Consider the following 25,174-nt stretch of genomic DNA (forward strand, 5'->3'; position numbering starts at 1 on the left):
ACGCGTGTGTTGTGAGTCTTACGAGTGTAGTAGCATACATTTATCAGCGACTAATACACATTGATATGTGTTTGTCGTTATATTCACAACGGATTTTCCGTAATCTTCCACGTAAAGCTCCAAGTAATCTATCTTGGAGTTAGGGAAAGGCATAACTGTGGCAACAAGCCAAAATCTTGATGATATGAAGCTTTCGGAGCTTAAGGATCTTGCGAAGCAAATGGGTCTACGCGGTACGTCTACAATGCGCAAGCCAGATTTGGTTGCTACGCTAACTGCTGCGCGCAATGGTGGGGATGCTCCAGCTGGTGTTAGCGTTCATGTTCCTAAAAGCACTTTACGAATAAATCGTGTTTCTCAAGGCGACGACGAAACGCAAAACAATTCATCTTCTTTTGAACTCCGCTCGAGCATTGACACGAATCGCGATTTTAATGATTCTTCTGATTCAAGCGATGCAAATAGTGGGGCGCGTAATCGCAATTTTGCGCGCGAAAATCAGACTCATCGATATCGCAAAGAAGGCTCTGCAAATGTTACGAGAGAAGATAACGCTCGTACAAATGCAAGCGTAAACACTGAACAAAATAATGGTAGTAATTTTGCTAAAACAGACGAAGTGGATGCTAATTTAGATCAGATTCTTGCCACTTTGCCAAGCGAAAAGTCTTCTGCTCCAAACGCTAATCGCAACTCGGAATCGCGCAGAACGCGTATGTCTACTCGCTCTAGCGAAGAAAATGATTACACTTCTAAAGCAGAAAGATCTGATAGATTCCAGCGCAGAACGCGACGCACTAGAGACGACTACGATTCTAAAGCGGAACGTACTGAACGTGCAGAACGCTCCGAGATTCGTGAAGAGCACGAGATTCACGAGCAAGCTCCACGTCGCGAAGAGCCAAAAGAAGAGCTTGTTCCAGTTGCTGGCATTGTAGATGTGCTTGAATCTTACGCATTTGTGCGTACTTCTGGCTATTTGCCTGGCCCAAATGACGTTTATGTTTCTATGAGCCAAATCAAAAAGTACGGCTTACGCAAGGGAGATGCGGTTCAAGGCTCTATTCGCGCTCCTCGTGAGGGAGATCGCAGGAATCAGCGTCAAAAGTTCGTTCCTTTGCAAAGTGTTGACAGCATTAACGGCATGAGCGTAGAAGAGTCTCAAAATCGCCCACAATTCGCTAAGCTCACACCTTTGTATCCGAATGAACGCTTAAAGCAAGAGACTACGCCAAATCGCATGCTTGGCAGAATCATTGATCTTGTGGCGCCTATTGGAAAGGGTCAGCGTGGTTTGATTGTTTCGCCTCCTAAGGCTGGTAAAACAATCACTTTGCAAAATATTGCTAACGCGATTGCTGTTAACAATCCAGAAGTACATTTGATGGTTGTTCTTGTAGACGAACGCCCAGAAGAAGTCACCGACATGGAGCGCACAGTTCAGGGCGAGGTTATTTCTTCTACATTCGACCGCCCAGCATCAGACCACACTACTGTTGCAGAGCTTGCGATTGAGCGCGCTAAGAGGCTTGTAGAGCTTGGCCAAGATGTTGTTGTTCTTCTTGATTCCATGACTCGCCTTGCTCGCGCATACAATATTGCTGCTCCTGCTTCTGGCCGTATTCTTTCTGGCGGCGTAGACGCTCAAGCGCTTTACCCTCCTAAGAAGTTCTTTGGCGCAGCACGAAACATTGAAAATGGCGGCTCTTTGACTATTATTTCTTCTGCTTTGGTGGAAACTGGTTCAAAGATGGATGAAGTTATTTTCGAAGAGTTTAAGGGCACTGGAAACATGGAGCTTCGTTTGAGCCGCGATTTGGCAGACAAGCGACTGTTCCCAGCTGTAGACATCAATTCTTCTGGCACGCGCCGCGAAGAGTTGATTACTCCTGCTCAAGAGTTGCCGATTATTTATCGCTTGAGGCGATTGTTCGGCGGACTGGAGCCAGAACAGGCTTATCAGACTTTGGTTCCGCGCTTAAAGAAGACCGCTTCTAATCGCGATTTTCTTGCGGCTATTGTTCAGCAAGCCAACAATTCCACAAATGGCGGAACAGGCGCAATCGCGTAAAGTTTTCGCGTAAAATTTACGCGTAAAATAAAAATCTAAATTAAATGCCTCTTGATTTAATAATCGGGAGGCATTTTTAATAATCTCATACATAAAACATACAAAAACATACATAAAAATAGAATGGTCAAAAGTTTATATATGTAAACATGTGTTAAATAATGTGAAAAACCGTGATTTTTTATCTAATTTTGTTCTTTTTCATTAAAAAATACGATACGATTGAAGAGACTGCAGGGGGCGCAGCTAAAGTCGAAGAAGCAAAACAAAGATTTTGGTGGCGCTGTATGAGGATGGAGATCGCATGACGGGAAACTCTCATAGGATTGAAAATAATATTCCTTCTGGCTTAGAAACCAGCGCGAGCACAGTTGCTCCGATAGATTCTACGGATGCAATTATTGTAGATATTCTTGAGCACGATGGCCGTGCAACATTAACCAAGCTAGCCAAAGCTTCTGGACTGTCTGTTTCCGCTGTGCAATCCAGAGTTCAAAAGCTCGAGCGCAAAGGAATCATAACTGGATATCGCGCTTTGATTGACTACGAGCGCAGAGGCTTGCCAGTAAGCGCATTCGTGGCGGTTACGCCTCTTGATTTTGAGCAAGAAGCTTCCGTTCCAACCAAATTGAAAGACATTGACGGCATTGAAGCATGCTATTCGATTACTGGAAGCCCAAGCTTTATGCTTGTTGTTCGCGTTGCAACTCCTAGCAAGCTAGAAGAACTAATCAACACAATTCATCGTGTTGTTCCAGTTAGCACAGAAACAACAATGGTTTTGCAAACTTATTTTGACTAAAAATAGCATGTTCAACTTTTCTAAAGAGTCGATTGACGCACGCGAACATTTTGATGAATCACATTGCAACGATTGCAGTGATTTTAGTGATTGCAACGATTCAATGAATGAGATTTTTGCGCTGCGTCAGTCGATTGACAATATTGACAATGCAATTGTTTCGCTTCTAGCAGAGCGCTTTAAAGTTACGGAAAAAGTCGGAGAAATAAAAGCTCGCGCAAATCTTGCTACAGAAGATAAGTCTAGGGAAAATCGCCAGGCGAATCGACTTAAAAAAATTGCTGAAGAATCTGGATTAAAAGAAGAAATCGCGCTAGAGTATCTACATTTTGTAGTAGCGGCGGCAAAAAAACGCCATCAAGAAATCAAAAATAGTCAAAAATAAATACAAATTTAATCAAAAATAGTAAAAAATCTAGCAAAATATAAAAAATATGCGCGCTTAGAGTCATAATAAAAATATGACTATTGCAACCGTTGAACGTTACGCACAAATGCTTGATGCAGCCAGCAAAGGCGGATACGCCTACCCTGCGATTAACGTTACTAGCACACAGACCTTAAACGCAGCACTACAAGGATTTGCCGAAGCTCAAAGTGATGGCATTATTCAAGTGTCTGTTGGAGGCTCCGCGTATTTTTCTGGCCAGTGCGTAAATAATCGTGTTGTTGGATCAATCGCATTTGCGCAATTCGCGCATCAAGTTGCTGCACAATACCCAAACATTACGGTTGCATTGCACACAGATCATTGTGCAGAAGCCTATTTAGACGATTGGATTAGGCCACTTTTATCTTATGAAGCAGATCAAGTTGCAAATGGCAAAGAGCCGATTTTTCAGTCGCATATGTGGGATGGTTCCACAGTTAAGCTTGAGCACAATCTAGACATTGCAGAAGAATTACTGGAAGAGTCTGCAAAAGCACGCACGATTTTAGAGATTGAAATTGGCGCAGTTGGCGGCGAAGAAGACGGCCACAGAGCAGATATTGACGAAAAGCTGTACTCCACTCCCCAAGACGCTATGCGCGTTGTTGAGCGATTAGGTTTAGAGGACCGCGCAAAATACATGGCCGCTTTTACGTTTGGAAACGTTCATGGAGCTTACAAGCCAGGAGTTGTTAAGCTTAGGCCGCAATTACTAGACAACATTCAAAGCGCTGTATACAACAAGTACAAGCTTGATTTGTGTAATCGCAAGTTTGGTGTGCCAACAAAACCATTCTTGCTAGTGTTCCATGGCGGATCTGGCTCTACAGCCGAAGAAATTGCGCAAGCTGTAAAATATGGCGTTGTAAAAATGAATATTGACACAGATACTCAATACGCTTTTACGCGCGCAATCGCCGACCACATGTTCCACAACTACGATTCCGTTCTTAAAATCGACGGAGAAGTTGGTGCCAAAAAGCTCTACGACCCAAGGTCTTGGGGCAAAGAAGCAGAAAAAGCAATGGCTCAGCGTGTTGTTGAAGCATGCGTGCAACTAGGCTCTGCTGGAAAAGCTCTAAAATAGTGTAATCGCAAATATTATTTGGCATTATTCAGCATTATTTAGCATTATTCGGTATTGGCTTTGCGCTAATCTTAACACGTAGTAATTGTGTTTATTTGGGCAACGTTAGCTCAAAAATGGAGGTTCAGCATGCCTGGAATTGTGCTTATTGGCGCTCAATGGGGTGACGAAGGCAAAGGTAAAGCAACTGATTTAATTGGTTCTAAGGTAGATATTGTTGCACGTTTTAATGGCGGCAATAATGCTGGCCACACTGTTGTTGTAGGAAACGAATCTTACGCATTGCACTTACTTCCTAGCGGCATAATCAGCCCAAACGTAACTCCCGTTATTGGAAACGGCGTTGTTGTAGACCCAGAGGTTCTTTTTGAAGAGATTGACGCGCTAGAATCACGCGGCGTTGACTGCTCGAAGCTGCTTGTTAGCGAGTCAGCGCATGTTATTACGCCGTATCATCGCGTAATCGATAAAGTTACAGAGCGATTCCTTGGAAAGCATAAGATTGGTACAACTGGCCGCGGAATTGGCCCGACTTATGCCGATAAGATTAATCGCGTTGGTATTCGCGTACACGATTTGTTTAACGCGGATCATTTGCGAGATAAAGTAGAAGCCAGCTTGCATCAAAAGAATCAAATGCTTGTTAAGCTCTACAACCAGCACCCAATCGATATTGATGCCGTTACAAGCCAGCTCGTAGAACTTGGAAAGCGCTTAAAACCATACGTTGCCGACACTTCGCTTGTGCTAAACCAGGCAATGGAAAATGGTAAAACCGTGCTTTTTGAAGGCGGCCAGGCAACAATGCTAGATGTTGACCACGGAACATACCCATTTGTAACGTCTTCTAATCCTACAGCAGGCGGCGCTTGCACGGGTACGGGCGTTGGCCCTACGCGCATTAATCGCGTAATCGGCGTTGCTAAGGCTTATATTACGCGCGTTGGCGAAGGCCCATTCCCTACAGAGCTTTTGGACGAAAGCGGCGATTGGCTGCGCGAGCAAGGTCACGAATATGGCGTAACTACTGGCCGCCCTCGCCGATGCGGATGGTTTGATTCCGTTGTTAGCCGCTATGCTACTCGCGTAAATGGCCTAACTGATATTGTTCTTACAAAGCTAGATGTTTTGACTGGCTTAAAAGAGATTCCCGTTTGCGTAGCTTACGATGTAACTTTAACTGACGGAAGCGTTGAGCGCGTAAACGAGATGCCAGTAGATCAGTCTTTGTTTGCTAGCGCTAAGCCAGTTTACGAGATGCTTCCAGGCTGGAGTGAAGATATTTCTAAAGTGCACAAGTTTGAAGACTTGCCTGCAAACACTCAAAGCTATGTAAAGCGCTTGGAAGAGCTTTCCAGATGCCGCATTTCTGCAATTGGCACTGGCCCTCAGCGCGATCACATTATTAGCGTTCATTCGCTGATTGATTAGTGGCTATTAATGCTGACTAAATAGTTGACTAAATACATATTAAATGCGATTTAAGGCGGCTAAAAATATGAGTGTTCCGAGCAAAAATCGCCCAGACTTGCCTAAAAAGCGCCAGCATAAATCACTTGGTGCAAAAACATATTTTGTTGTGTTTATTGGTGGATTGCTTGGCGCTTTTGTGCGTAGTGAAATAGGCGTTTTTACGCACGGTATGCATTGGGACTCGGGATATTCTATGCTTTTTAGCCGCTTTACTTTTGCAACTCTTTTGTCTAACATTTTGGCATGTTTTATTCTTGCTTTAGTGAGTTCGATTGTTGCACAAAGATTGCGCAGCAAGAACAAAGACTTAATAAAATACGGTTTTTGCACAGGATTTTGCGGCGGACTTTCAACAATGTCTACTTTTGCTTTTGAGGGCGCATATTCCGCATTTACCGCAATGAACATTGTAAAAGTAATCGCGATTATGGCATTGTCTATGATTTTTGGCGTTTTAGCAGCGCTTGCTGGAAGCCTAATCGGAGATAAATTTTCTGCTTTTAATAACAAGGGCGGCGCAAAATGATGTTTTACACATACGTTCTTTTTGTGCTGCCTCTTGTTTTTGCAGGACTTGGCGCCATGCTCCGTTGCGCAATATCTGACGCAATTGCGCGCGTTTATAACCACAATTTTCCAATCGCGACTTTGCTAATCAACGCTTTTGCGTCTTTTATAATGGGCTTAGTTGTATTTTTAAGTTCTTCGATTATATACGATTTAACTTTTGCTTCGACTATTATCTACACGTGCGCATTGGGATTTTTAGGCGGATTTTCAACGTTTTCAACCGCAATCTTAGAAGTCGTAAGCCTGTTTAAGCTAAAGAAAATCAAGCTTGGACTATGGCTTTTTGTTAGCGAACTAATAGTGCCATTCTTATGCGCATTTATTGCATACGCTGGACCGTGTTTTGTAATGTTTTTACTTCTAAAGTCTTAGTTTTTAATTTTATTAATTGACGTATTTTATTTATTAATTAACGTATTTTATTAATTAACGTTTATTGTGTTATTAAAATGTTAGAATGCTTTGTGTATTTGTTTGCGATTTGATTTAAGAATAGGTTTATTGTGACTTTAAAAAACTTAGGCGGTTTTATACGCGATTTTTTGCGCGACTTTTCGGATCGCATTCTTAAAACACTTAAGCATCTTAGATGGAAGATGGTTCTTGCAGGTGTAATTGTTGGCCTTGTTTCTGGCGCGCTTGTAGCAACTTACAGACTTGGAATTGAGTACGGAACCGATTTTGCGCGATGGATGTATTCGCGAATATTGCAAAACATGCTTTGGATTGTGCCGTGCGTAGCTTTTGCGATTGTTGCTGGGCTCTTTATTGGCTGGATGAGTCGCAAAGAAAGCATGGCGTCTGGAAGCGGCATTCCACAAGTTGTTGGATACGTTCAGCGCGGACTAAAAATGTGTTGGAACACCATTTTGCCTGTTCGATTTGTAGGCGGATTGTTGGGGTCGCTATTTGGCTTGTCTCTTGGGCGCGAAGGCCCTTCGATTCAAATCGGAGCTTGCGGCGCGCAAATGATGTCTCGCATTTTTAGAAAAGGCAATAAAAACGATACGCAAGAGCATTATGTTGTAACTGCTGGAGCTGCAGCTGGCTTATCTGCAGCATTTAGCGCTCCACTTTCTGGGCTTATGTTTGCTATGGAAGAAGTTCAACACGGATTGTCTTCTACAGTTCTTATGGGAGCTGCTGCTGCATCTATTTGCGCGGATTTTGTGTCTCAAACATGCTTTGGACTTCGACCTGTTTTAGACTTTGGAAGGATTCCAGACTTACCAATGACACTTCATTTTTGGCTGATTCCGCTTGGCATTTTTGCAGGGCTTATTGGCTCTTTAATGAACAGATCCTTGCTTGGATTGCAAACGCTGTATAAGTATTTGCCAAAGTGGGCTCCTGTATCTGTAGCATGTTTAATCGCGATTCCTGTTGGCTTATATTTGCCAGATGTTCTTGGCGGAGGATCGAATCTTGTTAAGCTCTCTGAATATGGAAAAGCAAGCATAGCGCTTCTGTGCATTCTGTTTGTTGCAAAAATGCTATTTACTTCTACAAGTTTTGGATGCGGAGCGCCTGGTGGAATTTTTATGCCAATTCTTGCTGTCGGCGCTCTTGCAGGCGGCGTTGCTTCTCGCGCAATAATAAGCATTCCGATTCTTGGCATTGACGCAAAGCTAATGCCAATTTTTACAGTGTGTGTTATGGCTGGCACGCTTTCGGCTTCTGTAAAAGCTCCGCTCACTTCGATTTTGCTAACTGTAGAAATGTCGGGAACAATGATTCACACTCTTCCAGTTGCTGCATCTGCTTTTATTGCACTTCTTGTATCCGATATTTTGCACACTAAGCCAATCTATGGCGAACTTCTGGAAAGGTACATGGCTTCCAATCCAAAACTTGTGCGTTAATACGCTTATACGCTTGTACAAAAATACGCTAAAACAGCAATGTGGATAACTTTTTGGCGGATTTGCAACGTTTATTGAGCCTTTAACCACATTCTTACAAAAGTATTGCTTATTTATTTTGTATGCGATTCAATAGCTGCATGAGCAATATGAGTATTGATAACTACGATGCGCCTTCGTGCGCCGCTAGGGTACTTAACACGTACCCTCCGCAGGCGAGTGCGCTTAAAAACGCCATTAATCAGTCTAACAATGTTAACGACTCAACTGTTATTGCATCTTTTAATCGCAGTTATGAACTGGCTGAAAATCCTACGTTTAACAAAGATTTTGGCGTTATAAATAATCGTGTTCTTAAAGACAATAGTGTTGCTCAAGAAACTACTGGAAGCTTGAACTATTCACTAAAGCCTTTTCCAAAAAATGTTGTAATTGGTTCAGCAGCAAATAGCGGGATTGGCTTAAGTACTACTCTTGCACTTCTTGCAAGTAATATTGCTAGTAAAAAATACGTTGTAGCTTTAATCGACGCAGATATTTCTAATGGCGGTTTAGATGTTTTGCTTGGATTAGAGCAAGACGAAGGCAGAAGATTGCAAGAGGTTCAAGCTCCTTTAGGAAGATTAGACGGCTACGTTTTGCGTTGCGAGCTTTTGCACTGGAACAACGTGGATATTTTGGCCTATTCTCCTTGGAAAAATCAGGAGCCTAAACCGTGGGTTATTGAGGCTGCAATTAGAGGTCTTGCTAAAGCTTGCGACGTTGTGATTGTAGATATTGGATCTGGATTTTCAGCAAGAAGGCTTTTACAAAGTCTTCCAACTCTAGCGAATGTTCCAACAATTTTTGCATCGGAACTTAGCGTTTTAGGTTTAGCTCGATTGCGAGCGCATCTAAAAAATCTAGAGTCGGATCATAAAAATTACGCCGAGAATCTAACTTATATTGTTGCAGGCTTAAATCCACGCGGGCTTTCTAGCAGATTTTGCCCAGTAGAGATTACAGAAGCTTGTGATTATTTACTTTGCAATGTAGAAGGCCCAATTGGTCACGATTCTAAGATGTACGAAGACATAATTGGCGGATATGGGATTAGAAGCATACCAAAATGCGCGCAAAGTGCGGTAGAAAAAATCACCATATGGCTACTTGGCGACTCGCGCAAATCGGGTTTAATGGCATCTAGTACACAAGGTGATTCTTCTTATGCGTTTGGCAGATTTTCAAAAATAGTGGGTGGTAGGCATGGCTTTACAAGATATTGATTTTGGAATTTTGCAAGATATTGCAGATAATCCAAATGTAACGGATATTGTTGTTACAGACGAGGGAAGAGTTTGGGCAGACTTTGGTCTGGGCCTTAATGAATACAATCCAAGAATCCCGTTTGATAATCCCAGCGTTTTGCGCGAATATGCAGTCTGGCTTTGTGCTCAATTGGGTAAACGATTAGACGACGCATGCCCGATTGCAGACGCTTCTAGCCCACTTGGCGTGCGCATTCACGCTCTTATTGCACCAATAGTTTTGAGCGGAGCTGCTATTTCGATTCGTTTCCCCGCGTTAAAACACTATTGTTTAACGGAGCTTAGCAGCAAAGGCATGTTTCCGATTGAACTATCTAGAATTCTTTATTTACTTGTTGAAAGTCGCGCAAATATTTTGATTACAGGTAGCACGGGTTCGGGAAAAACAACACTTATGAAGGCTCTGTTAGCTTCTTGTAATCCAAAAGACAGAATAGTTACTGTTGAAGAAACTAGGGAATTGGGATGCGTTTCTAATGATTACGTTTCTTTAGCAACAAGAGAAGCAAACGTTGAAGGCGCAGGATGCATTGATTTACAAGAGCTTGTAAAAGCCACTTTGCGAATGCGACCAGACAGAATCATTTTAGGAGAATGCAGAGGAAAAGAAATCGCTGATTTATTGCGCGTTTTTACATGCGGACACAAAGGCGGAATGACGACTTTGCACGCAGATAAAGTGCAAAAAGTTCCAGCGCGATTAATGGCCTTGGGCTTGCTAGCAGGGCTGGAGCCAATGGCACTTTGCGCTCTTGCTGCAGACGCATTCGATGTTGTTATTCACGTTGAGCGCGTAAATGGGATACGCGTTGTAAAAGAGCTTGGAGTTTTAAGATCTAATGATTCTGGTGCGCTGGAAGGCGTTCCTGTTTTAAGAGTTAAAGGCGCACAAATAGAGGCCACTTTAGAGTGGAAAGATTTTTCATCTAAATGGCATTTGCCACTAAATTCGCAAATCGTTTTAAGAGCTTAACAATCAAAAAGCAAAACAGGCAAAACAAGCAAACTAACAATCAAAATAAGCTAACAAAGGATTTAACATGAGTATTGAAGAGTCGTTAGCATCTCTTGTTGCATCATTAAAATCGGGAGCTTCGTTTGAGTCGATTATTAGCGTATGCTCCGATTGCAATGTTAATGGCGATGCGCGCAAAGCATACAACAAACAAATAAACGCAGAATCAATATTAAAGTGGATTGACTCTAGACTAAGCGAAAGCACAATCACGTCTAGTTTAGATAGCTCTTTCAAAAACGCGAAGAACACAAAAAATACAAAAAATTATAAAAATGCCAAAAAACAGAAAGACATTCGTAAAATAGCGCAATCTCTTATGAGTGTATACAAGTTGAGTAATTCGATTGGCTGCCCAATGGCAGATTGCGTTCAAGCTGTTGCGGATTCTTATTATGCAAACAAAAGGGTTGATGACTTAAGCGCGGAAGTTTTTGCAATGCCAAAAGCCACTATTAAGTTACTTATTGCACTGCCGTTTTTGTCTCTTTTAACTGGTCAGCTTTTAGGAGCAAACCCAATACTAATGATTTTTACTAGCTACAAAGGCTATACGCTTTTAGGCGTTGGAATGGCATTTTACGCGATTGGAGTTATTTGGGTTGCGCGCATTCTTAAAAATTCTAGAAATGCAATGCAATCTGCTTCTTTTAATGGCAATTAAAACGCAATCAAAAAATAATCTACGAAGTAATCAAAGAAGTATTTTTAGTCAAAACTTAATGCAGTAAAGGAGGATAAATGCTAAGAGCAATTATTATTTGGCTTATTTTAGTTGCATACATAATTATTTTGTGCAAACTTTTTTCTAAGCAAATGGCATCTAGCTCACTCTATGAGCGCGCCGTTAAACCGAGCGTTTTTATGCAAAACACTTACGATTTTAGACAAAACATAATAAGCGATATAGATCCGATTCTTGGTTTGCAAATGATAATAGTTGCACTAAAAAGTGGTGTTGCAATAACTAGAGCGCTAGACGTAGTTGGTTGTTCTTTGCCTGCATCAAAAGGAATTTGGCTAAGTCGCGTTTCTAAGGCACTTATCTCTGGCAGCACTTGGAGAGAAGCGTGGAGCGAGCCACATGTTTGCTTTAGTAAAAAAGATAAGAACGCTTACACGTCTTTGATTTTAAGCACATGGCTAAAAAATTCTTTGCGTGAATCTTGGATTTACGGAAGCTCCCCCGTACCAGTACTTAACGCCGTTTTGCAAAACTACGAGCAATCAATGAAGAACGTTGCAAAAAAAGAAAGTTCTAAACTTTCTGTACGACTTCTTTTGCCAGTTGGATTGTGCTTTTTGCCAGCGTTTATTTTTGTTGGCATTTTGCCAACAGTTGCATCATTTATGCACTAGTGAAAAATCGCAGTGAAAACGATTTTATATAAAAAGTCGCATATAAAAGTCTTAAAAATGGCACTTAAAAAATTTGTATCCAAACTGGGTACATAAATAAAAAAAAATAAACAATAAATAAAAGAAAGGAAGGTAAGTAACATGAAAACAATTGCTAAAGCATTTTCAAAACTTTGTTGCGAGTTTACAATAAACGCAAACAAAGGATTGATTAAAGCAGAACAGGCGTGCAATAGTATGCAAAGCCGCTTGGATAACAGTCTAAAGAAACTAGACGAAGGAGCGGTTACTGCAGAATATGCGGTTGTTCTTATAGCTGCTACAGCTTTTGCAACAGTTCTTATTGCTATTGCTAAGTCAGATGCTGTGCACAAAGCTATTGGCGAACTTGTTAAAAGAGCTTTGCACGTTAGCTAATGTACAGAAGAATATACGCGTGAAACATTGCGTGAAACATTACTAAGCTCTTGTTGATATTTAACAAGATTTGATGAGATTAAACAAGATTCAGTTAAACAAGATTCAGTTAAACAAGATTCAGTTAAACAAGATTAAACGAATGCTAAAGAGCTAAGCATAAACACTAATATGGAGATTCACTAATGCGAAAGAAATGAGAAAAATGAAGAATTATACGTTTTTGAATATTTTCAACAAAAGGAATGCAAAAAATACGAGCATAAATAGTTACAATCACACTAAAAGCACTAAATTCACTAAAGATGCTAAAAATATTAAAAATGTTAAAGATTCAGGTGCAGTAACCGCAGAATTTGCGATTATTCTACCTACAGTTGCAATTCTTGCTATAGTGTTAATTTTTGTAGGCAAATCAGTAGTAAATACAATGAATTGCAACGATGCTGCAGGCCAAGTTGCCTATTATATTGCATCTACACACGATTCTAAAGAAGCTCAAAACATAGTGCATAAAGTATCTGGAAAAAATAGTTCTGTAAAAGTCGAATATGTTGGAAATATGGCAAATATTGTTGTTAGTTGCCCAGTCGTGCCAGACCCGCTGAAGGTTTTACCAATGCAAGTAGAAGCGCGCATTAGTCAGGTTTTAATATGAGTCAAAAAAGAGCTAAGCAATTAATAACGCAATGCTTAGAAGCTAAACATTCACGCGGAGCGGATTGCGGATCTGGAACTATGCTTGGCATAGGATTAGTAACCGCAATCTGCTCTATTCTGGTTCTTTGTGCGGTTATTGGAACGATTCTTGTTTCCAAACATCGCGCCTACGCGTTAGCAAATGCGGCAGCAATATCGGGAGCGGTTGCTATACAAAACATGCACGGAAATGCTTGCAAAATCGCGCAAAACACGGCTACAGCAAACAATGCAAAAATCGAGTCTTGTGTGGAAAAAGATAACGACGTATCTCTAAAATTAAGCGTTCCTTTACACGTTCCAATGGCCTCTAGAATAACCGTAAGCGCTAAAGCAGGTTTAGTTGATTGTAGCGAGTGAACCATAATGTAGCATGTAGTAGAGTGCGCATCGTTAGCATGTTAGTGCTTAGATGCTTAAAATGGAACAGATGATTTGCTTAAACAGTAAGCGGATTTAAGTTAATATCTAGTTGGCGGTAGGTTATAGTTATGGCACTTGCGTTGTATCGAAGATATAGACCAGACACTTTTGAAGGTGTTATTGGTCAAAATCAGGTTACGATTCCGCTTATTAGAGCGCTTGATCAAGGCAAAATTACGCACGCGTACCTATTTTCTGGTCCGCGCGGATGCGGAAAAACAAGTTCGGCACGAATTTTAGCGCGATGCATTAATTGTGAACAAGGACCAACTTCTAAGCCGTGCGGAAAATGCCAAAGCTGTAAAGATCTTGCAACAGGCGGTCCAGGTTCTATAGATGTTGTAGAAATAGACGCAGCAAGCCACAATGGTGTTGACGACGCTAGAGAATTGCGCGAGCGCGCAGGATTTGCACCAGCAAGAGATAGATATAAGATTTTTATTTTAGACGAAGCTCATATGGTAACTCCTCAAGGCTTTAACGCTTTGCTTAAGATTGTGGAAGAGCCGCCCGAGCACGTTATGTTTATTTTTGCTACGACTGAGCCAGATAAGGTGATTGGAACAATCCGCTCCAGAACTCACCACTACCCGTTTAGACTTGTGCCACCAGAAGTAATGGGTCCGTATTTAGAAAACATTTGCCAAAAAGAAGGAATTAACGCGCAAAAAGGCGTATTACGACTTGCTATGCGAGCAGGCGGCGGATCGATGCGAGATACTCTTTCTGTGCTAGATCAATTGATGATTGGCTCCGTAGATGGCGTTATATCGCTAGATTCTGCAGTTGCTCTTCTTGGATTTACGCCTTCTAATTTAATTGGGGATGTTGTTGACGCTCTTATTGAAAAAGATGGAGCAAAACTTTACGAAACTGTGCAAAAAGTTATTGTTGGAGGCTTCGATAGTCGCAAGTTTGTAGAAGATTTGCTTGGTCGCTTGCGCGATTTGTTGCTACTGGCTTCCGCTGGAATAGATAGTGCTAAAAACTTGCTTGGGGATTTATCTCCAGAAGACATGCAAGATTTGCAACGTCAGTCAAGTCAGCTCACTTTGCAAAGCTTGTCTAGAATGGCAGAAATCGTAAATAATGCTTTTGCTGGGATGGCAAATGCCGTTTCGCCTAGAATGAATCTTGAAATTCTTGTTGCGCGCCTGCTTTGCACTAGAACGGATTCGAGTGAAAACGTTAAAACGCAAGTTTATGCAAAAAATGTTGAAGCGCCAAAAGCGAACGTAAAGCATTTTATTGGCTCGTCCGATGCAACTAAAAATGCAAATGCAGCTGGGTTTACAAGCGCAACCGAGTCTGCAAGCATAATGCAGAACAATGCGCAAAACACTACTCAGAACAATGCGCAAAACACTCAAAAATCTGTTATTACAAATGCGATTGAAAATGATGAAACAGTTGCAAAGTGGCCAGAACAGCCAGAAAACGCAAATGTGAATGCAAACTCAAATGTGAATGCAAACTCAAACGCGCCTCAAATTTTAGACGTTGACGAATCTTGGAACAATCTTGTTAAAAGTCTTCCAAACGACGTTCGCGAATACGTAGAGCGAAATCACGTTCCAAAAGTTAGATTAGATGAAAGCAATCCGCTAAAAAGAAAGCTTGTATTAACTTTTGACGAACCTATAAGTCAGCATGCTTTTGCGCTTGCTCTTTGCACAACTGCTCCTTACGATGGCAAAAAAGTTCCAGTTGTTGTTATGAGCAAAGTAAAAGACGTTTTTGGTAAAGACGTTTCAATCGCGCCTGATTCGGTTGCAGAAAACGGGCAAAAAGTTGAGTCTGTAGCAAAAATGGATCCGCAAAAGCTTGCGCAAGTTAAGCGCGAATTACTTATGCGCAAAGCTGGAATTGTAAAAGGATTTGGCAAAAAAACAAGCGAAAAAAGCGAGTTGAGCGCTGATAGCCCTTTAGGCGGCGATAACGCTTTAGATAATTCTTTAGATAATTCTTTAGACGAATCGCAAGAGGACGCTTGGGCCAGTATGGCTTCTGCTCCAATGGGAGATGCGATTGCATATACACAGTCGCAAGATAAATCGCAAGCGCAAGTTTCATCGCAAGCGCAAGCTCAAACTCAGCAACCGCAAGCACTGCCTAGTCAACAAGAAAAGCAAGCAATAAAGTCATTTAACAGTGCGCAAAACGTGCAAGAAACGCATGCAGCGAAAGAAGCTCAGCAATCGCAAGTTTCACCGCAAGTTTCACCGCAAGCGCAAACTCATTCTTTAGAAGTCATAAATGGCGCTCAAGAAGACGAATGCTCAATGCAAGACGAGTCTTTAGAATCCGCTACAAATTTGAGTATAGACGACTTGGAAAAAATGTTTGAAGTCAAATCTGTAAAAGAATTCAGCGCAAGCGACCCAAATAATCCTAAAAACGCACACACTCGCAAAAAGAAGAAAGAGAAATAAATGCATAATGTGTCATCGTACGAAGGCGCAATCGGCAGAGTTATAGACGCATTTTCTAGCCTTCCTGGAATCGGTCCAAAAGGCGCACAACGAATCGCATTTTACATACTCTCGTCTTCTAACGTGCAAGCGCAAGAACTAATCGACTCAATTAACGACTTAAAAGAAAACGTGCGATTTTGCGAAATTTGTGGAAACGTGTGCGAAAAAAGCCCTTGCGTTGTTTGCTTAGACCCCAGAAGAGACCACACAAAAATATGTGTTGTAGAAGAGCCAAAAGACATTATGAGCATTGAGCGCACGCACGAATATGCAGGCGTTTACCACGTTTTGGGCGGAGCGATTAACCCAATGGCAAACGTGGGGCCTGCAGACTTAAAAATAACGCAACTGCTTGAGCGCTTAAAAGACGCGCAAGTAAAAGAGGTTATTTTAGCGCTGGACCCAAATATAGAAGGCGAAGCAACAGTTACGTATTTAGCGCGACTGCTTGAACCGCTAGGCATAAAGGTGACTAGGCTCGCAAGCGGATTGCCAGTTGGCGGAGACCTTGAATATGCAGACGAAGTGACTCTTGGGCGCGCTTTTGCAGGAAGACAAGATGTTTGAAGATTGCACGCGGAAATTGCGCACGGAAAAGTCGCAAGCAACCGCTAGCCAGAATGCACGCCACTAATATATTGCAAAATAAAAATAAATAGAGCACGCTTGGTAATCTGATTTTGTAGTCTGATTTTAGATTAGTTCTTCTAACGCGCGTGCTTTAGAAGCATACGGCTGAACATAAGGGGTTAGAGTGGCTCTTATAGTGCAGAAATACGGCGGTTCGTCTGTAGAAGACACGGACGCAATTCAACGCGTAGCAAAAAGGATTCTCGATACAAAAGCTGCTGGAAACGACGTTGCGGTTGTTGTTTCGGCTATGGGAGACACAACAGACAATCTGATTGACCAAGCAATGAGCGTAAATGCGCATCCGCCTGCACGAGAGATGGATATGCTTATGACTGCAGGAGAGCGCATTTCTATGAGCCTTCTAGCAATGGCGATTCACGCGCAAGGCTCGCACGCATACTCTTTTACAGGCTCGCAAGCTGGTTTTATGACGGACGCGCAATTCGGAGCGGCGCATATTCGCGCTGTTAAGCCAGATCGCGTTCAGCACGCGCTTAAAAAAGGCAGTGTTGCTATTGTTGCAGGATTCCAAGGAATTAGCGAGATTGGCGACGACACAACGCTTGGGCGAGGCGGCTCAGATACTTCGGCAGTGGCGCTGGCTGTAGCTTTGGGTGCGGATATTTGCGAGATTTACACAGACGTTGATGGCGTTTTTACAGCAGACCCTAGAATCGTTCCAACAGCAAAGCGAATCCCCGTTATTGACTACGATTCAATGCTAGAGATGTCATCTTGCGGATCGCGCGTTTTGGCTTTGCGATGCGTTGAATATGCGCAACGATTTAGCATGCCATTGCACGTTCGAAGCTCTTTTTCGCACAGAAATGGCACTTTGGTTGTTCCTAATGGCGTAGATCCAAAGAGCCTGCCAAATCTAAGTTAATTATTTATTAAAAGATATAGGCATAAAACACAAAATAAGACACAAAATAAGACACAAAATAAGACGGTAAATAATACAAAGTAAATAAGAAAAGACAATAGACATAGGCAATAGACAGAAGGCGGCAAAATGGCAAATAAAATAGCAAATAAAATGGCAAATGTAGATATTCGCTCCACAATGGGCGATTTATTCCCAGACTTAGGACCAGAAACTCCTGTAATTTCTGGCGTTGCACACGATAGAAGCGAGTCCATGATTACTCTTCGAGGCGTGCCAGACAAGCCTGGAAACGCAGCAAAAGTATTTACAACTCTTGCTACAGCAAACGTTAACATAGACATGATTGCCCAGGCAAGCGCATCCACAGAGACGGCAGACATATCTCTTACAGCTCCAAGCTCGGCTTTAGACGCCGTTTGCAAGGTTTTGCAGGGAGCGCGCGGCGAATTGCAATTTACGTCTATGGACGTGGACCCTTCTGTTGGAAAAGTCGCAGTTGTTGGCGTTGGAATGAAAACCTATTCCGGTCTTGCAGCCACCTTCTTTACGGCTCTAAGCGATCACGGAATTAATATTCTTATGATTTCCACATCCGAGATTCGCATTGCGGCGATTGTTCCAGTAAAGCAGCTCGACGAGGCGGTTCGCGCACTTCACACAGCCTACGGATTAGACGCAAGCAAAGTCGAAGCTGTTGTTTATGGAGGAAGCGGACGCTAATCGCGCGCAAAAATCACGCAAAATCACGCTTAAATAATCGCAAAAATCAAAGAAAATCGCAAAATAATCGCAGAATAAGGGAGACAAAATGGCAATTATAAGCAACACGGGCGTAAACCTTGCGGTTTTAGGTGCCACTGGCCAAGTCGGAATGGTTATGCGCCGCGTATTAGTCGAGCGCGATTTTCCAATTAAAAACTTGCGATTTTTGGCTTCCGCACACTCTGCTGGAACTGTTTTGAACTATCGCGGCAAAGATGTTGTTGTAGAAGACGTAGAAAAAGCAGATTTAAGCGGAATAGACATTGCGATTTTCTCTGCAGGCGGCGGAACATCCAAAGTGTGGGCGCCGCGATTTGCGGATGCTGGCGCAATAGTAATCGACAACTCTTCTCAATGGCGTATGCATAACGATGTGCCTCTTGTAGTTGCAGAAGTAAATCCGCAAGATTTGAACGATATTCCGCGTGGGATTGTTGCTAATCCAAATTGCACAACAATGGCGTGCATGCCTGTTCTAAAACCACTTTCTGACGCTTTTGGCTTAAAACGACTTATTGTATCTTCTTACCAGGCAGTTTCGGGAGCTGGCAGAGCTGGAGCGTTGCAACTTATGAACGAAGCGCAAGCGGCTTTAGATCAGGGAGCGGATAAGCTTGTGTTTGATGGAGATGCAATTGATTTTCCACAGCCAACAAAAGTTGCGCGCACAATCGCATTCAACGTTGTGCCATTTATTGGCGCGATTGTTGATGACGGATCGCAAGAAACCGACGAGGAGCAAAAGCTTCGCAACGAAAGTCGTAAGATTTTGCACTTGCCAAATCTTGCAGCAAGCTGCACATGCGTGCGCGTAGGAGTTTTTACAGGCCACGGAATGAGCATTAATGCCGAATTTAATCGCGATGTAACTCCAGCGATGGCTCGCGATGTGTTGAAATCGGCCGACGGCGTTGCGCTAGACGATATTCCTACTCCGCAACTTGCTGCAGGAAAGTCCGCAAGCTACGTTGGCCGCATTCGCCAAGACCAAGCAGTTGATGGAAAGCGCGGATTAGCAATGTTTATTACAAACGACAATCTTCGCAAAGGCGCTGCTCTTAACGCTGTACAATTGGCGGAAATCGTAGCTAAAAAACGCGGATTTGCGTATTAATCGAGCTAGGTCGCACTCGCGATTGTAGAAAATTTTACGTAAGATGTAATTATGTCTATTGCTTCGCAAGAAATACAAAAGCAGCTTGACCGCATTGTTGCACTCGGCTACCCAGATGTTGCCGATATGAGCGCAGCGGCGTTTCGCGCTTTAGCATTGCCACTCATTCGCGCGCTTGAGCAAAGCGATTTGGGAACAAACATTCTTCTTGTGCCTACTCGCGAGCTGGTTTCGCCAGAATCTTTGATTTCTCGAACTAGCATTGAGCGAATGGCTGGGTTTACAACAATGCCGCCTAGAGATATTGCCAGCTTCTTGCCACAAGATGGTTTTGAGCCTCCAGAAGGGCCATTTTACCTTGCGATTGACCCGCATACGGGTACGTCGTATTTGAATCGTGAGCCAGATGTTGCTAGAAAGCTTATTGACTCCGACGAGCGACTTCCTTTGACTTTAGAAGAAGGATTAGCGATTGCAACGCAGCATCCTGATTGGCTTGAAAGCAAAAATGGCTTTAATCTTTTAGGCTCAAAAAGCTCCGATGGAAGAGTTCCAAGTATTTGGATAAGTCAAGGAGCCGCACGTCTTGGCGCTGTTTGGCCAAATTCAAGGCACACTTGGCTTGGAAACGCATATTGCACAGCAAGGCGTGGCGTATCACTGTTTCAATAGAGCATCCGCAAACCCCGCAAACCCAGCAAGTCCCATAAGTAAGGTGTAATTTTGGCATACATAACATTTGATCATGTTGTAAAAGAGTACCCATCTGGTACAGGCGTCGTGCGAGCGCTAGATGATGCCAGTTTTACAGCCGAGCGCGGCAAACTAACCGTTATTTTAGGCGCTTCGGGAGCTGGAAAAACTACAGCATTGAATATTTTAGGCGGTATGGATACAGCAACAAGCGGTAGCGTAACTGTTGGCGATTTAAATGTTACAAAGCTAAATGGCCGTGGTCTTGTGAAGTATCGAAGAGAAGATATTGGATTTGTTTTTCAATTTTATAATCTTGTTCCAAATTTAACGGCATTAGAAAACGTGGAGCTTGCTTCCCAGATTTGCGCGGATCATTTTGACCCAGCTCAAACACTTATTGACGTAGGTTTGGAAAACAGACTTAACAATTTCCCAGCACAACTTTCTGGAGGCGAACAGCAGCGAGTTTCTATTGCGCGCGCACTTGCTAAAAAACCTAAGTTGCTTTTATGCGATGAGCCTACAGGTGCGTTAGATTACGAAACCGGAAAAGCTGTTTTGCAATTATTGCAAGATATTTGCCAAAAAGAAGGAATGACGGTTCTTATTATTACACACAATGCTGCTATTGCTCCTATGGCTCATAAAGTTGTGAGATTCCATTCTGGAAAAGTTATAAGCGAAACAGTGCAAGAAAATCCTACGGCAATTGCAGATATTGAGTGGTGATTTGTAGAGTGGTGATTTGTAGTGAGTATTGAGACTGTAAAATCTAAGAAAATCAAGCGCAAAATTGCGATTCGCAATAAGCGCACACACTCTATTTTGCCAATAGTTTTTATTAGCGCTGTAAGAATGTGGATTCACGAATGGCGTCGCTTTTGCATACTAGCAGTTATAGCAATGCTTGGTGTTGCTGTTATGACTGGCATTTATGCAGGATGCAACGATATGCTTCTTGGAGCAGATGACACTTACTCTAAGCTCAAAGCTTACGATTTACAAATCGTTTCCACTCTTGGATTGACTAAAAACGATGTTAAATCAATCAAAAAATTGCCATTTGTTAGTGAAGCCGAGGGCGAAAAGTCTTTTAAAGCTACTGCTAATCCTTCAAATAATGCCGACTCATCTTATGCAATGAACGTTGTGCAGTATAATCACGATTCTAAAAATCTAAATCGCCTGCATCTACTGCGCGGCAATATGCCAACTAATAATCACCAAGCTGCCGTAACTGAACGATTTTTGCACGATAGTGGATTGAATATAGGCAGTACGCTGTTTTTAAGTGTGCAACAAAACTCTGGTTTGCCTAATGCTACTAGTCAAAATCAAAAATATAAGCTTCTAATCACAGGAAGCGTGCTAGACATAAACGACTTAGACAATCCAAATGGGTATCAATCAAAAGCTTTCCGCAATTCTGTAATATCTCGCTACCCAATTTTTACATATGCGATTAGTGAAAGCACAAAAAATCTTCCATACACGTCTATTTCTGTGCGCCTAGATGAGGCTCGACGAGTTAACGATTTTTCACAAAAGTATCGCGCAATTGTGGCAAATGCTTCAAACCAAATTAAAAATAGCGTGCAAAATGATTGCGAAGAAGCGCGCACAAATCAAGTTATAGAAGACCAGACAAATCAAAAAGTAAATCAGACTATAGCCAACATGCCAATGCTTAAAAACGCTCCCGACTCGGTTTTAGCTAAGGCTCGTGCGCAAATTTACGCAAAAATTAAGCCAGAAGTGCAAAAGAACGTTCCTAAAGCAAAATGGTATATTGCTACTCGCGTTGAAAATGGCAGCTATGCTCGCTTGCGATCCGACGTAGCTTCAATTCAGTCGCTTGGATATGCCTTCCCAGTGCTTTTTCTTGTAGTGGCAATGATGATGAGCCTTACAGCCATGGCAAGAATGGTAGAAGAAGAACGAGCGCTAATCGGAACCTACTTAAGCCTAGGCTATGGCCGCTGCGCAGCTGTAACAAGACATGCTTTCTTTGCGATTTTTGCATGCTTTATAGGAGGCGGAATCGGCGATATTCTGGGATTCTTAGCAATTCCATCTTTACTACTTAAGATTTTGCGCGGATTGTACACAGTGCCAGGAGTTGTTTTACGATACGATTGGCTTTACGGCTCGCTTTGTGTGCTCGCGTTTGTAATACCAGTTGCAATATGCACAATAATCGTAAGTTGGAGGGAAACAAGGCAGGTTCCAGCAACATTACTGCGTCCAAAATCTCCAAAAGCTGGCGCTCGCGTGCTGCTTGAACATCTACCTTTTATTTGGAATCGTCTAAGCTTCCTAAACAAAGTATCTATAAGAAATCTAGCTCGTTTTAAAAGCAGATTATTTATGACGATTGGCGGCGTAGCTGGCTGCACAGCATTAATCGTGTGTGCTTTAGCGTTAAACGATACTGTAGCAACTCTTGGCATTCGCCAATATGACGGCATTTACCACTACGATATGATTTCTATTTCCACTCCAGATGCATTCCAAAATATGAAGAAAAGTGTTCAAAAAGATAAATCCAACAATCTTGTTGATACCATTTTGCCTGCCTACATTAGCTCTGGAGAAATCGCAAAAAGCGATACAGATAATGGTAAATCTAACAGCAAATCACATAACAGCAAATCACATAACAGCAAATCACATAATAGCAGCGTTGAAGATTCCGAAAGCGTGCAGATTGTAGTTGTTAAAGATTCAGCAACGTTGTCTAAAATGGTTAATCTTCAAGACGTTAATAACAATTTGCAAACTATTTCGCTTAACGATAACGGGCCTCTTCTTTCTCAAAGCGCGGCATCATCGCTTAACATTTCTCGCGGAGATTATATTAAAATAACTAATTCCAACTTTAAACACGCAAAAGTAAAGTTACAAGCCGTAGTTCGCAATCTTATTGGCTCAAACATATACATGACTTCGCGCTGCTACGAAAAAATATTCGGCTTTAAGAATGGAAAAACCATTAAACACAACGCTTTAATGCTACAACTTCGCGGAAAAGACGACGCAAAAATGCGTTACGCCGATAATTTTGCTAACCAAGAAGGTGTTCTTGCTGTTATGAGCATTACGCGTATGAAACACTCTTTTAGCTTCGATTTAATGAATGCAGTTGTTGCGCTTATAGTAACTTTGGCTGCTGGCTTAGCATTAGCCGTACTCTTTACACTTGCAAGCACCAATATTTCGGAAAGATCTCGAGAGATAGCTACGTTGAAAGTTCTTGGGTTCTATCAAAAAGAAGTTCATGCCTATGTGCATAAAGAGATGTTTGCACTCACCGTAATAGGCGTTCTAGTTGGCTTACCGCTAGGAAGACTAGTTGCCAGCTTGCTAACAAACGCCTTGCGAATGCCAGCGCTGTATTTTGAAGTCGAGGTATCTTGGCTAAGCTATGCAATTGCTGGCTTTGCAACGCTGATTTTTGCTCTTATTGTTCAATGGTCAACCAGTCCAGCACTAGACCGCATTAACCCCGTAAGCTCGCTTAAAAGCGTGGAATAATAATCCAATATTTAAGGGTTCCTATAAAATTGAAAGCTCACGTCTAAAAGAATGGAGTTATAGCAATGAGTGATATTGACCAAACTAACAATGGTCACACTAACAAGATGGAGCGCAGCCTTACAAAAAGACACGTACAATTCATTGCTATAGGCGGAACAATCGGCACTGGCCTATTCCTGGGTTCTGGCAAATCCATTAGTCTTACAGGCCCAAGCATTATGTTTGTGTACATAATTGTTGGCTTAATCATGTTTTTGCTTATGCGCGGCATAGGCGAGCTAATGTATAAAGACCCAAATCAGCACACTTTTATTAGCTTTATTACAAGATATTTAGGCAAAGGCTGGGGCAATTTTGCAGGATGGTCGTATTGGATAGTGCTTGTGCTTATTGGCATGAGTGAGATTACGGCAGTTAGCACGTATTGCGTTACTTTCTTCCAAACTTTTGGCATAGACGTTAGCAGCTGGAAATGGCTTATAGAAGTAGCGTTTTTGGCTGCTTTAGTGTGCATAAATCTGGTTGCTGTAAAGCTATTTGGAGAAACAGAGTTTTGGTTCTCAATGATTAAAATAACGCTGATTGTGGCTCTTATTGCAACTGCTGCAGTTATGGTTATTATTGGCTACCATTACCCTGCAACACAGATTAGTGGCGTTGCAAATCCTGCAGGGCACGCAGGCTTTGACAATATTTTCAACAACTTCTCGCTTACGCCAAATGGGTGGCTGGCATTTTTGATGAGCTTCCAAATGGTGTTCTACGCATACCAGCTTATTGAGTTTGTAGGCGTTACAGTTTCGGAAACTAAGAATCCTCGCCAAGTTTTGCCAAAGGCGATTAACGAGATTATTATGCGAATCTTGATTTTCTACGTTGGAGCGCTTGCTTCAATCATGCTGATTGTTCCTTGGCAACAATTTAAAGCTACCGATTCTAAAGGCGTTTATATGTCTCCGTTTATTATGGTTTTCCAATATGCGGGGCTTCATTGGGCTTCGGCGCTTGTGTTCTTTGTTGTTATTACGGCAGCGTCTTCTGCGCTTAATTCGCTGCTTTATTCTGCAGGAAGACACATGTATCAAATTGCTCTGGAATCTAATTCTCCTGTTCTTTCGCATTTGCGCAAAGTTTCGCGCACTAAGGTTCCTGCGCGAGCAATCATTTTTTCTGCTGCATTAATCCTTTTCTCGCCGATTATTAACTCGATTCCTGGAGTGCATGGCGCGTTTATTGTGTTTGCTTCTGCGTCTTCGGCAGTAATAATCATGATTTACATCTTGATTATGGTTACGCACAGAAAGTACCGCGCTTCGGCTGATTTTATGCCAGACGGCTTTGTTATGCCACATTATAAGTTGCTTAATTCGCTAACGATTGCTTTCTTTGTGTTTGTGTACATAACGCTGTTTATTAGCGAAGACACTCGCGGATCTGCGATTGGCGGCCTTATTTGGCTCTTGCTTTTTGGAGGCTATTGCGCGTTGCATCAGCGCTGGCAGAATCGCGATTTAGCGGCTGCTTTGGGCAGATAGTTTTTGTGCAAGTAATTAC

24 protein-coding genes are annotated in these 25,174 nt (G+C 42.3%); all 24 read left to right on the forward strand.

The annotated features are described in order from the left end of the window. Positions 1-157 precede the first annotated feature (157 nt). The 24 genes from rho (at position 158) to HXT23_RS05660 (ending at position 25,155) form a co-directional block, all read left to right on the forward strand. Positions 158-2,071: a transcription termination factor Rho gene (gene rho / locus HXT23_RS05545; protein WP_422112810.1), complete on the forward strand. Its 1,914-nt coding sequence runs from the start codon at positions 158-160 to the stop codon at positions 2,069-2,071. 304 nt (positions 2,072-2,375) lie between these two features. Further along, positions 2,376-2,873: an Lrp/AsnC family transcriptional regulator gene (locus tag HXT23_RS05550; RefSeq protein WP_004132301.1), complete on the forward strand. Its 498-nt coding sequence runs from the start codon at positions 2,376-2,378 to the stop codon at positions 2,871-2,873. A gap of 7 nt (positions 2,874-2,880) precedes the next feature. Continuing rightward, the gene (locus HXT23_RS05555; RefSeq protein ID WP_422113090.1) at positions 2,881-3,258 is read left to right on the forward strand and encodes a chorismate mutase; all 378 of its coding nucleotides are present in this window, start codon (positions 2,881-2,883) and stop codon (positions 3,256-3,258) included. Between the two features lie 76 nt (positions 3,259-3,334). Next, on the forward strand, positions 3,335-4,390 hold the full coding sequence (fbaA, locus tag HXT23_RS05560) for a class II fructose-bisphosphate aldolase (RefSeq protein WP_422112811.1): 1,056 nt from the start codon (positions 3,335-3,337) through the stop codon (positions 4,388-4,390). 129 nt (positions 4,391-4,519) lie between these two features. Continuing rightward, the gene (locus HXT23_RS05565) at positions 4,520-5,821 is read left to right on the forward strand and encodes an adenylosuccinate synthase (RefSeq protein ID WP_032817209.1); all 1,302 of its coding nucleotides are present in this window, start codon (positions 4,520-4,522) and stop codon (positions 5,819-5,821) included. Positions 5,822-5,888: 67 nt separating this feature from the next. Then, entirely contained in the window at positions 5,889-6,389 is a 501-nt protein-coding gene (locus tag HXT23_RS05570) for a fluoride efflux transporter FluC (RefSeq protein ID WP_422112812.1), read from the forward strand. Beyond that, positions 6,386-6,805, forward strand: a complete 420-nt coding sequence (locus tag HXT23_RS05575; RefSeq protein ID WP_422112813.1) for a fluoride efflux transporter FluC — start codon at positions 6,386-6,388, stop codon at positions 6,803-6,805. Before HXT23_RS05570 ends, HXT23_RS05575 begins: the two co-directional genes overlap by 4 nt. A gap of 131 nt (positions 6,806-6,936) precedes the next feature. Then, positions 6,937-8,295 (forward strand): ClC family H(+)/Cl(-) exchange transporter, encoded by a 1,359-nt coding sequence (locus HXT23_RS05580; protein ID WP_422112814.1) that lies wholly within the window; start codon positions 6,937-6,939, stop codon positions 8,293-8,295. Between the two features lie 140 nt (positions 8,296-8,435). Continuing rightward, positions 8,436-9,560 carry a hypothetical protein gene (locus HXT23_RS05585; RefSeq protein ID WP_115794075.1) on the forward strand — a complete coding sequence of 375 codons (1,125 nt, stop codon included), beginning with the start codon at positions 8,436-8,438 and terminating at the stop codon, positions 9,558-9,560. After that, positions 9,541-10,575 carry a CpaF family protein gene (locus HXT23_RS05590; RefSeq protein ID WP_422112815.1) on the forward strand — a complete coding sequence of 345 codons (1,035 nt, stop codon included), beginning with the start codon at positions 9,541-9,543 and terminating at the stop codon, positions 10,573-10,575. Before HXT23_RS05585 ends, HXT23_RS05590 begins: the two co-directional genes overlap by 20 nt. Before the next feature lie 67 nt (positions 10,576-10,642). Continuing rightward, on the forward strand, positions 10,643-11,281 hold the full coding sequence (locus HXT23_RS05595; protein ID WP_422112816.1) for a type II secretion system F family protein: 639 nt from the start codon (positions 10,643-10,645) through the stop codon (positions 11,279-11,281). Positions 11,282-11,358: 77 nt separating this feature from the next. Further along, complete coding sequence (locus tag HXT23_RS05600) at positions 11,359-11,976, forward strand: type II secretion system F family protein (protein WP_016636076.1); 618 nt, start codon at positions 11,359-11,361, stop codon at positions 11,974-11,976. A gap of 141 nt (positions 11,977-12,117) precedes the next feature. Next, positions 12,118-12,393: a DUF4244 domain-containing protein gene (locus HXT23_RS05605; protein WP_020757360.1), complete on the forward strand. Its 276-nt coding sequence runs from the start codon at positions 12,118-12,120 to the stop codon at positions 12,391-12,393. A gap of 196 nt (positions 12,394-12,589) precedes the next feature. Beyond that, positions 12,590-13,051 (forward strand): TadE/TadG family type IV pilus assembly protein, encoded by a 462-nt coding sequence (locus tag HXT23_RS05610; protein WP_020757361.1) that lies wholly within the window; start codon positions 12,590-12,592, stop codon positions 13,049-13,051. Then, positions 13,048-13,452: an Rv3654c family TadE-like protein gene (locus HXT23_RS05615; protein WP_422112817.1), complete on the forward strand. Its 405-nt coding sequence runs from the start codon at positions 13,048-13,050 to the stop codon at positions 13,450-13,452. The genes HXT23_RS05610 and HXT23_RS05615 overlap by 4 nt, the downstream gene beginning before the upstream one ends. Before the next feature lie 131 nt (positions 13,453-13,583). Further along, positions 13,584-15,947, forward strand: a complete 2,364-nt coding sequence (locus HXT23_RS05620) for a DNA polymerase III subunit gamma and tau (RefSeq protein WP_422112818.1) — start codon at positions 13,584-13,586, stop codon at positions 15,945-15,947. Beyond that, positions 15,948-16,556, forward strand: a complete 609-nt coding sequence (recR, locus tag HXT23_RS05625) for a recombination mediator RecR (RefSeq protein ID WP_016636081.1) — start codon at positions 15,948-15,950, stop codon at positions 16,554-16,556. It abuts the gene before it with no gap. Positions 16,557-16,743: 187 nt separating this feature from the next. Continuing rightward, positions 16,744-17,508 (forward strand): aspartate kinase, encoded by a 765-nt coding sequence (locus HXT23_RS05630; RefSeq protein WP_004131083.1) that lies wholly within the window; start codon positions 16,744-16,746, stop codon positions 17,506-17,508. 153 nt (positions 17,509-17,661) lie between these two features. Then, on the forward strand, positions 17,662-18,231 hold the full coding sequence (locus tag HXT23_RS05635) for an ACT domain-containing protein (protein WP_032812249.1): 570 nt from the start codon (positions 17,662-17,664) through the stop codon (positions 18,229-18,231). A gap of 88 nt (positions 18,232-18,319) precedes the next feature. Further along, complete coding sequence (locus tag HXT23_RS05640; protein ID WP_422112819.1) at positions 18,320-19,387, forward strand: aspartate-semialdehyde dehydrogenase; 1,068 nt, start codon at positions 18,320-18,322, stop codon at positions 19,385-19,387. Between the two features lie 51 nt (positions 19,388-19,438). Next, complete coding sequence (locus tag HXT23_RS05645) at positions 19,439-20,059, forward strand: DUF5701 family protein (protein WP_004131086.1); 621 nt, start codon at positions 19,439-19,441, stop codon at positions 20,057-20,059. Positions 20,060-20,110: 51 nt separating this feature from the next. Continuing rightward, complete coding sequence (locus HXT23_RS05650; RefSeq protein WP_422112820.1) at positions 20,111-20,812, forward strand: ABC transporter ATP-binding protein; 702 nt, start codon at positions 20,111-20,113, stop codon at positions 20,810-20,812. Positions 20,813-20,833: 21 nt separating this feature from the next. Next, the gene (locus HXT23_RS05655) at positions 20,834-23,617 is read left to right on the forward strand and encodes an ABC transporter permease (protein WP_422112821.1); all 2,784 of its coding nucleotides are present in this window, start codon (positions 20,834-20,836) and stop codon (positions 23,615-23,617) included. 65 nt (positions 23,618-23,682) lie between these two features. Further along, positions 23,683-25,155: an amino acid permease gene (locus HXT23_RS05660; protein WP_422112822.1), complete on the forward strand. Its 1,473-nt coding sequence runs from the start codon at positions 23,683-23,685 to the stop codon at positions 25,153-25,155. The last annotated feature ends 19 nt before the right edge of the window (positions 25,156-25,174 follow it).

It is taken from the genome of Gardnerella sp. DNF00257, from assembly GCF_049262745.1.
Lineage (GTDB): Bacteria > Actinomycetota > Actinomycetes > Actinomycetales > Bifidobacteriaceae > Bifidobacterium > Bifidobacterium piotii.

Coding starts and splice junctions, on each gene's coding strand:
- HXT23_RS05550 (WP_004132301.1), top strand. CDS start 2,376: ATGACGGGAAACTCTCATAGGATTGAAAATAATATTCCTTCTGGCTTA.
- HXT23_RS05555 (WP_422113090.1), top strand. CDS start 2,881: ATGTTCAACTTTTCTAAAGAGTCGATTGACGCACGCGAACATTTTGAT.
- fbaA (WP_422112811.1), top strand. CDS start 3,335: ATGACTATTGCAACCGTTGAACGTTACGCACAAATGCTTGATGCAGCC.
- HXT23_RS05565 (WP_032817209.1), top strand. CDS start 4,520: ATGCCTGGAATTGTGCTTATTGGCGCTCAATGGGGTGACGAAGGCAAA.
- HXT23_RS05570 (WP_422112812.1), top strand. CDS start 5,889: ATGAGTGTTCCGAGCAAAAATCGCCCAGACTTGCCTAAAAAGCGCCAG.
- HXT23_RS05575 (WP_422112813.1), top strand. CDS start 6,386: ATGATGTTTTACACATACGTTCTTTTTGTGCTGCCTCTTGTTTTTGCA.
- HXT23_RS05585 (WP_115794075.1), top strand. CDS start 8,436: ATGAGCAATATGAGTATTGATAACTACGATGCGCCTTCGTGCGCCGCT.
- HXT23_RS05590 (WP_422112815.1), top strand. CDS start 9,541: ATGGCTTTACAAGATATTGATTTTGGAATTTTGCAAGATATTGCAGAT.
- HXT23_RS05595 (WP_422112816.1), top strand. CDS start 10,643: ATGAGTATTGAAGAGTCGTTAGCATCTCTTGTTGCATCATTAAAATCG.
- HXT23_RS05600 (WP_016636076.1), top strand. CDS start 11,359: ATGCTAAGAGCAATTATTATTTGGCTTATTTTAGTTGCATACATAATT.
- HXT23_RS05605 (WP_020757360.1), top strand. CDS start 12,118: ATGAAAACAATTGCTAAAGCATTTTCAAAACTTTGTTGCGAGTTTACA.
- HXT23_RS05610 (WP_020757361.1), top strand. CDS start 12,590: ATGAGAAAAATGAAGAATTATACGTTTTTGAATATTTTCAACAAAAGG.
- HXT23_RS05615 (WP_422112817.1), top strand. CDS start 13,048: ATGAGTCAAAAAAGAGCTAAGCAATTAATAACGCAATGCTTAGAAGCT.
- HXT23_RS05620 (WP_422112818.1), top strand. CDS start 13,584: ATGGCACTTGCGTTGTATCGAAGATATAGACCAGACACTTTTGAAGGT.
- recR (WP_016636081.1), top strand. CDS start 15,948: ATGCATAATGTGTCATCGTACGAAGGCGCAATCGGCAGAGTTATAGAC.
- HXT23_RS05635 (WP_032812249.1), top strand. CDS start 17,662: ATGGCAAATGTAGATATTCGCTCCACAATGGGCGATTTATTCCCAGAC.
- HXT23_RS05640 (WP_422112819.1), top strand. CDS start 18,320: ATGGCAATTATAAGCAACACGGGCGTAAACCTTGCGGTTTTAGGTGCC.
- HXT23_RS05645 (WP_004131086.1), top strand. CDS start 19,439: ATGTCTATTGCTTCGCAAGAAATACAAAAGCAGCTTGACCGCATTGTT.
- HXT23_RS05660 (WP_422112822.1), top strand. CDS start 23,683: ATGAGTGATATTGACCAAACTAACAATGGTCACACTAACAAGATGGAG.